This window comes from Tenacibaculum sp. (genome assembly GCF_048269885.1).
GTDB lineage: Bacteria > Bacteroidota > Bacteroidia > Flavobacteriales > Flavobacteriaceae > Polaribacter.
In genome coordinates, this window is the sequence record NZ_JBLWTZ010000048.1 from 1 (window position 1) to 5,869 (window position 5,869).

At 34.5% G+C, this 5,869-nt stretch carries 5 protein-coding genes; 4 read left to right on the forward strand and 1 reads right to left on the reverse strand.

Annotated elements, in window-relative coordinates:
- From ACN0WY_RS17250 to ACN0WY_RS17265, 4 genes are all read left to right on the forward strand, one after another.
- Nucleotides 1–611, forward strand: a 611-nt coding sequence (locus ACN0WY_RS17250) for a tyrosine-type recombinase/integrase (RefSeq protein ID WP_417801174.1), incomplete at its 5' end; no start/stop codon positions are given.
- A 112-nt stretch (nucleotides 612–723) separates the two neighbouring features.
- Nucleotides 724–930 carry a hypothetical protein gene (locus tag ACN0WY_RS17255; protein ID WP_281546963.1) on the forward strand — a complete coding sequence of 69 codons (207 nt, stop codon included), beginning with the start codon at nucleotides 724–726 and terminating at the stop codon, nucleotides 928–930.
- Nucleotides 927–2,648: a DUF927 domain-containing protein gene (locus ACN0WY_RS17260; RefSeq protein ID WP_417801175.1), complete on the forward strand. Its 1,722-nt coding sequence runs from the start codon at nucleotides 927–929 to the stop codon at nucleotides 2,646–2,648. Before ACN0WY_RS17255 ends, ACN0WY_RS17260 begins: the two co-directional genes overlap by 4 nt.
- A 1,366-nt stretch (nucleotides 2,649–4,014) precedes the next feature.
- A complete protein-coding gene (locus ACN0WY_RS17265; RefSeq protein ID WP_417801176.1) occupies nucleotides 4,015–5,007 on the forward strand; it encodes an AbiH family protein in 993 nt (330 codons plus the stop codon).
- Nucleotides 5,008–5,245: 238 nt separating this feature from the next.
- On the opposite strand, the gene ACN0WY_RS17270 is transcribed toward ACN0WY_RS17265, so the two are convergent.
- Nucleotides 5,246–5,869 (reverse strand): DUF3883 domain-containing protein (locus ACN0WY_RS17270; protein ID WP_417801177.1); only part of this gene is annotated, 624 nt, incomplete at its 5' end.

The window sequence follows — 5,869 nt, forward strand, 5'->3', positions numbered from 1 at the left end:
GACAAATTCTCGAAAGCAAGAACCCAGTTAAGCAAATTAAAAAGCTTCCTGAGCATAACCAAAATACCAAAACCTTACCAAACAGGGCACAAATAAAGCGTATTATTGATTACTGCAAGTTATGCTCTGAAGAACATTTTTTAGCGAGTCGTTTTATATTACTTTTGATGTATACAGGTTGCCGCCGTGGGGAGTTACTTCAATTAAAAAAGGTTAATATTGATTTAAATGAGAAAAAAGTCACTATCTCAAAAACTAAATCAGGCCACCCTTATCAAATTCCTATTAACGATAAAGCAATGCAAGTTGTTAATGATTTAATGGCTTTTACCTGGAATGAGTATTTATTTCCATCATTAAACTCCATTACCAAACCAATGGCACCTCCAAGGCGTTTTTTAGTTAAATTAAAAACTGATCTAAGCCTTGATGAGTTCACCTTTCATCATTGCCGCGCAGTGTTTGCAACAATTGTTGCGTATGACAATGTCTTTTTGGCACAAAAGCTACTAAATCACAAGGACATAAAAACAACTAGCCGGTATCTATACGCCGATATGGAGTCGCTAGCTACTGCTTCACAAGAGGCGGTTAGTTCTTTCACAAGGTAAACAAGCCATACACACATGAATTAAAAATCTAGGAAATTTTTGTTTTGCAACATTCACTTTACTCACTCTTATATTCTTTGATTATCGAATTAAAAATGAAATAGGAAATTAAATGGCAAAAGAAAATAGTATTAAATTTTTAACGATAGAAGAGTTAGCACTTAGGTGGCGTGTATCTAAATCATGGGTTGATAAAGCTAAAGCTTTACATCCTGAGATGTTACCTAATTACATAAAAATTGGGCGGTTAATTCGATTTCCGCTAGATGAAGTGATTAAGTATGAACAACAGTCTTTAAATCAGGTTGAGGGCGAATGATGGATATTGATGATGATAAGTTAATTGAGTTTTATAAGAATGATTTAGTTCTGAAAGTTTCTGCTGGAGCAATCATTCCTGAAGGTTTAATTACTACACCTGATGGCCTAATTGTAGGGATTCGATTAGCATTGAATGAAAAAGAATTTCCGTTAAACCTGGACCTTATCAATAAGCCTTTAAGAACAATGCAAACAGAATTGTTAAAGCAAGGTGTTGCTATAGAGAGTAAAGAGGCAAGGAAGTTAATAGATTATGCCGCTAAGTGGATTAATTCAGAGAGTTTGCTGGTGAAATATATAAAGCCAATACGAAATGGTTTTATTGATAATTCTCTTATATATGTCTTAGGTCGTCGTGTTTTTATAAATGATGAACAAGCAAAGGGGTGTAAAGCTTTGCCCTTCGAACTACCAGGAACATTAGATTCGGCATTTGAACCGAAAGGATGTAAAGAGGCTTATTACAATATCATCCTTAATAAGCTAGCACCATATTTTGTCGTTGTTACTGTATTAATCGCATTATCAGGCTGTCTTGTTGAGTTTGTAAACATTGATGGGGGAGGCTTTCATTTCTTTGGTCCATCTGGTGTTGGTAAAACGATACTACTAAAAATAGCTGCATCAGTTATAGGGTCATCTGCTGCACCTGATCAAGGCTCTCAAGATGGTTGTTATATGTTGAGTTGGGGAGCAACGAGGAACGGTATAGAGGCTAAGTTCAATCTTTACAATAATGGATTATTAATTTTAGACGAACTTGGTAAGTATGTATCTAATAACTTTGGGGAAGATGTTTATAGTCTTGCCGGTGGTGCTTTTAAGGAGAGAATGAATTCAGAGCTTGAATCGTCAGCCGTTTCAAAGCCTGTTAGCTTCATGCTTTTATCTAGTGGTGAGCTTTCTGCGCAAGAGTTAATCATGCGAAGAGGTGGGTCTTCTTTAGGCCAAGGTAAATCGGTTAGGATGCCTGGGATACCTATAAATAGCAGTGATCTTAATTATCCAGCATTATTTCCTGATTCAGAAATAGCTTCGAAAGCATTTGATGATGCTATTAATGAAAATAGTGGGATTTTATTCACAAGTTTTATAACAGCGCTTCTCAATCATAAATCAACATATAGTGAACTAAGAGAAGATGTTAGAGAACGATTTGAATCTACCTTAGCTGAAATGAAGGTTATGTTCCCGAATAATGGCTCGATTGGGTCGCGAGTTCTTAAACGATTTGCTTTATTCGTAGTTGCAGGTCAGTTAGCAAATGAGTTTGGTGTATTACTGTGGAGCAAGGAGAGAATTATGGATGCTATTTCATTTGTATATGAACGTTACTACAGCTATGAGCCTAATAGGCTGAGTGATGCAGAGATTGCCTTAAAGCTCATAAAACAAAAGTTACAATCTGAGCAAGGTAATTTTATTCGAGTCAAATCGACCTCAGTGCCTAATAAACATTATGGGTATATTAGTGATACTCATTATTACATTTATCCAGAGACCTTTAAGCGTTGGCTTAGCTCAGCCAATGAATCCGAAGTTATTCAACTTTTAGTAGATAAGAATCTTCTCAAAAATGAGCCTGGGAGAAACACCCTAAGAACAACAGAACATTTGCCAAAGCAAGCTAATGTTAGAGGCGCCAATAGCCACAATCATAGGAGAGAGACCTTCTTTTGTATTGCCCGTGAAATTATATCGTTAGAGTTTGATTAATATCGAAGCTGACAATAACTAATGAAACAGGCGAAGTTTTTATGTATCGGCTTGCTCTATTCCAACTTGGTTTTACTCACATATGATGGAGAAGAGTAATTAACTATGAGAGATAAGATCAAGCTTAACTGTTAGATTTAATCATTTTGGGGCTAAAGTGAGTTGTAAAAGTTACTTAATTAATCAAATAAGAAAAGCTGTAAGAGATGGTGCATTACCCAGGGTGTTCACGACTAAGGATGTCAAAAATTGGGTTAGAGTGTATGGGATTACGAAGCATGATGGAGCTAATTTCGCTGAGAGTAGCATATCTTCGATATTATCAAATTCTTCAAGGAAAAATATTGTCTCTTCATGTAGGAATAAAAAAATGCTGAGATCAAAAGCAATCAATGGAGTAATAAGATGTTATTGGTTTCCATAGTGTAAGATTTTTGGTAGGTTTGCTCTGTTGGTTGAATGATTAGTGCTAGATACTATATTCCTTGTGAGCAAACCATATTTTTAATACTCTCTCAGAGTTTCTTGTTTCAAACTATCTCCTGCATTTCCCGCATTTCCCGCAAAAAATTCTACATTTGAATTTTTAAACCTAATTATATTTATCAATTTGAAATTTTCGGGAATTTTATTTTTTCTTTAATTTTCTTTTGGTTATAGTTACATTGGAAGATGTAAGCTAAGCATTTAATCAATAGTTAAATAGCAGTTTTATTTTGTAATTTTGAGCTTTCCGTCAAATTAGTAGTGAGTAAATTACAAAATAAAACTGATATGGTGTAGTTTTAACTTGCTTTGGGTAACAATTATGTAGATTAAAATCTTAAGGAAATTGATGTTTAAAGACGCAAAAAAACTCATACAGAATAGTATCTATGATAAGGCGTTAAACATCACCTGATGTAACTACCAAAACAAAGAATGTAATTAAAAGCCATAAGACGTGGCTAGATAGCTTTAAAACAGTTGGCGACATTTATCGATTTTGCAGTAGGCAATAAATTCAAACTCTGGGAAAAGCTTAAGAGTTGAACTAGAGCACAATAATATAAATACCTATGATTCTATAATCAGTAAGTTTGAAAAGCAGTATAGATCTGAATTAACGTTGGTGACAAAGCTCGCAGACTTTAAGCACAGAGAATCTTATATCTCTCGTGAGCTTTTGATGTCTATTGGTAAGTATGACACTCGTTTAGGGGGAATACAGCTACATGAGAGCTAAGGTACTACCAAAGAAATTGTTATTAAAGCTACCTGATAATTAATAAAAGCAAGTTCATGGACTTATGGAGCTTGTCTTTGTATTAAGAAACAAGAGCCTTGTTAATGTGAATTGGGGTGTAAGGTTAATTAATTTAATTGGATGTATGGCGATAGTATGAATGTTGTGTACTTTATAGGTAATGGGTTTGATTTAAATCTTAATTTGAAAACTAGTTATCAAGACTTTTTAGAATTCTATAAAAAAGTTAAAAATGATTCACCTAAGATATTCGAGTTCAAGAGAGAAATAGATGAAAACTACTTAGATTGGGTCGATCTGGAAGTTAACCTAGGTAAGTATACGGAAAAGCTTGGCTCCTCAGCATGTTTTGAGGAAATACACAGAGATCTGATTGATGAACTTGCTAACTACTTAACATTAATTCAAGATGATTTTTCAAAAAAATATCTTCACAAAATAGATAAAAATAAATTTATTAAAGACCTTTATTCACCTGAAAAATATTTGGACACTGCAAATTACAGAGCGATAAATAGTTATTTTAAAGCACAAAAAAATATTAGAGATGTAACTATAATCACACTTAATTATACGGATATTATTGAGTCAATATTAGACTTGAGTAAAGGTAAAGCTAGGTATTCTAATATCCCTGTTGATATGTCTTCTTCAGCTCCAACTGAAAAGTTAAATATACAACAAATACTTCACTTACATGGAACTGTAGAAGAAAATATGGTTTTAGGAGTAGACAATATTAATCAGGTTCTGAATGAGAATTTAAAAACAGAGCTAGATGTGCAAGAGTCTATTGTTAAACCCTTGTGCAACCGTGTAAGTGGTCATGCGATTGACCAAGATTGTATACGCCGATTAAATAATGCTAATTTAATATGTATTTTTGGCTCTTCTATTGGTGAAACCGATGAAACTTGGTGGAAGTTGATAGCGGAACAAGTGAAAAAAAGGGACTGTAGGCTTATTGTGTTTATGCATGAGCCAAACCTAAGCAAAAGGAGAGGTCAAGAAAAACGCAGGCTTGCAAGAGCGTGCTGGAAACGTTTTTCTAATGATGAACTTCCTGAAAATAGAGTGTTCTTTGCATTTAATAAAGAAATGTTCAAGCTTTAAAAAGCTGATTTTGCGCGTATATAGTTGGGAATGTGAAAGAAATAAGCGAATAGAACCTTCGCAAGGATTAGAAAATAGTTTTGTAATTAAAGCATGCCAGTAATTTTATAGCCTTTTGTCGTGATCGTTCAGATTCATTTTTAGGCAAAAACATTTGAGAGCCAAAAGACGGCTCTGTTTAATGTTTTCTCGAGTAGCCTGACAATATAAGGGACAATTATTTACTTTTCTTGATTTACTATATTTGTGAAATTCTACATTCCCAACATAAAGGTTCGAAGTTGAAAGCCTTTTCCATTTCTTCAGCGCTATAAATGGATAATTCTGGGGTATCTAAAGCATTAGAAACAATTGCTAAACGCCATAGCGGATCAACAGACTTAGCACGCTCATTTCTGGAAAGGAAAAAGCGCTGCTCATCAAGTGAAGTACCTTTAACTTCGATTTTTACAACCGCCTTATTCTTTTCTGCAAACAAGTCATAACCACAATTGTCACTTTGCCGATCTGAAATTGAGTATCCTTGATTTTCATAGTGGGCAATAACATATTCAATAGCCGCAAGCTCTACTTTTTTACGTCTCAGTGGATCAGGGAAACTGCTGGAATTTACCTCTACTTCATAACTGTCCTCTGCCGAAAGAAACAGTATCCCACTAACTGTTTCTGCTGTACGGTGTTTGCGGTGTTTTTCAATAACTTCTGGATCTTGTGAAAATATATCAGCTTTATATTTGCCTAGGAACTTCCAAGAATTGGCAGCCTTTTTTAGATAAACAGGTACATATTCCTGCTGTTCCACAAATAACCTGGCCCTTTTCTTGATATTTACACCATTACCCACAACAATAATTTCAGGTGC

Coding starts and splice junctions, on each gene's coding strand:
- ACN0WY_RS17255 (WP_281546963.1), top strand. CDS start 724: ATGGCAAAAGAAAATAGTATTAAATTTTTAACGATAGAAGAGTTAGCA.
- ACN0WY_RS17260 (WP_417801175.1), top strand. CDS start 927: ATGATGGATATTGATGATGATAAGTTAATTGAGTTTTATAAGAATGAT.
- ACN0WY_RS17265 (WP_417801176.1), top strand. CDS start 4,015: ATGTATGGCGATAGTATGAATGTTGTGTACTTTATAGGTAATGGGTTT.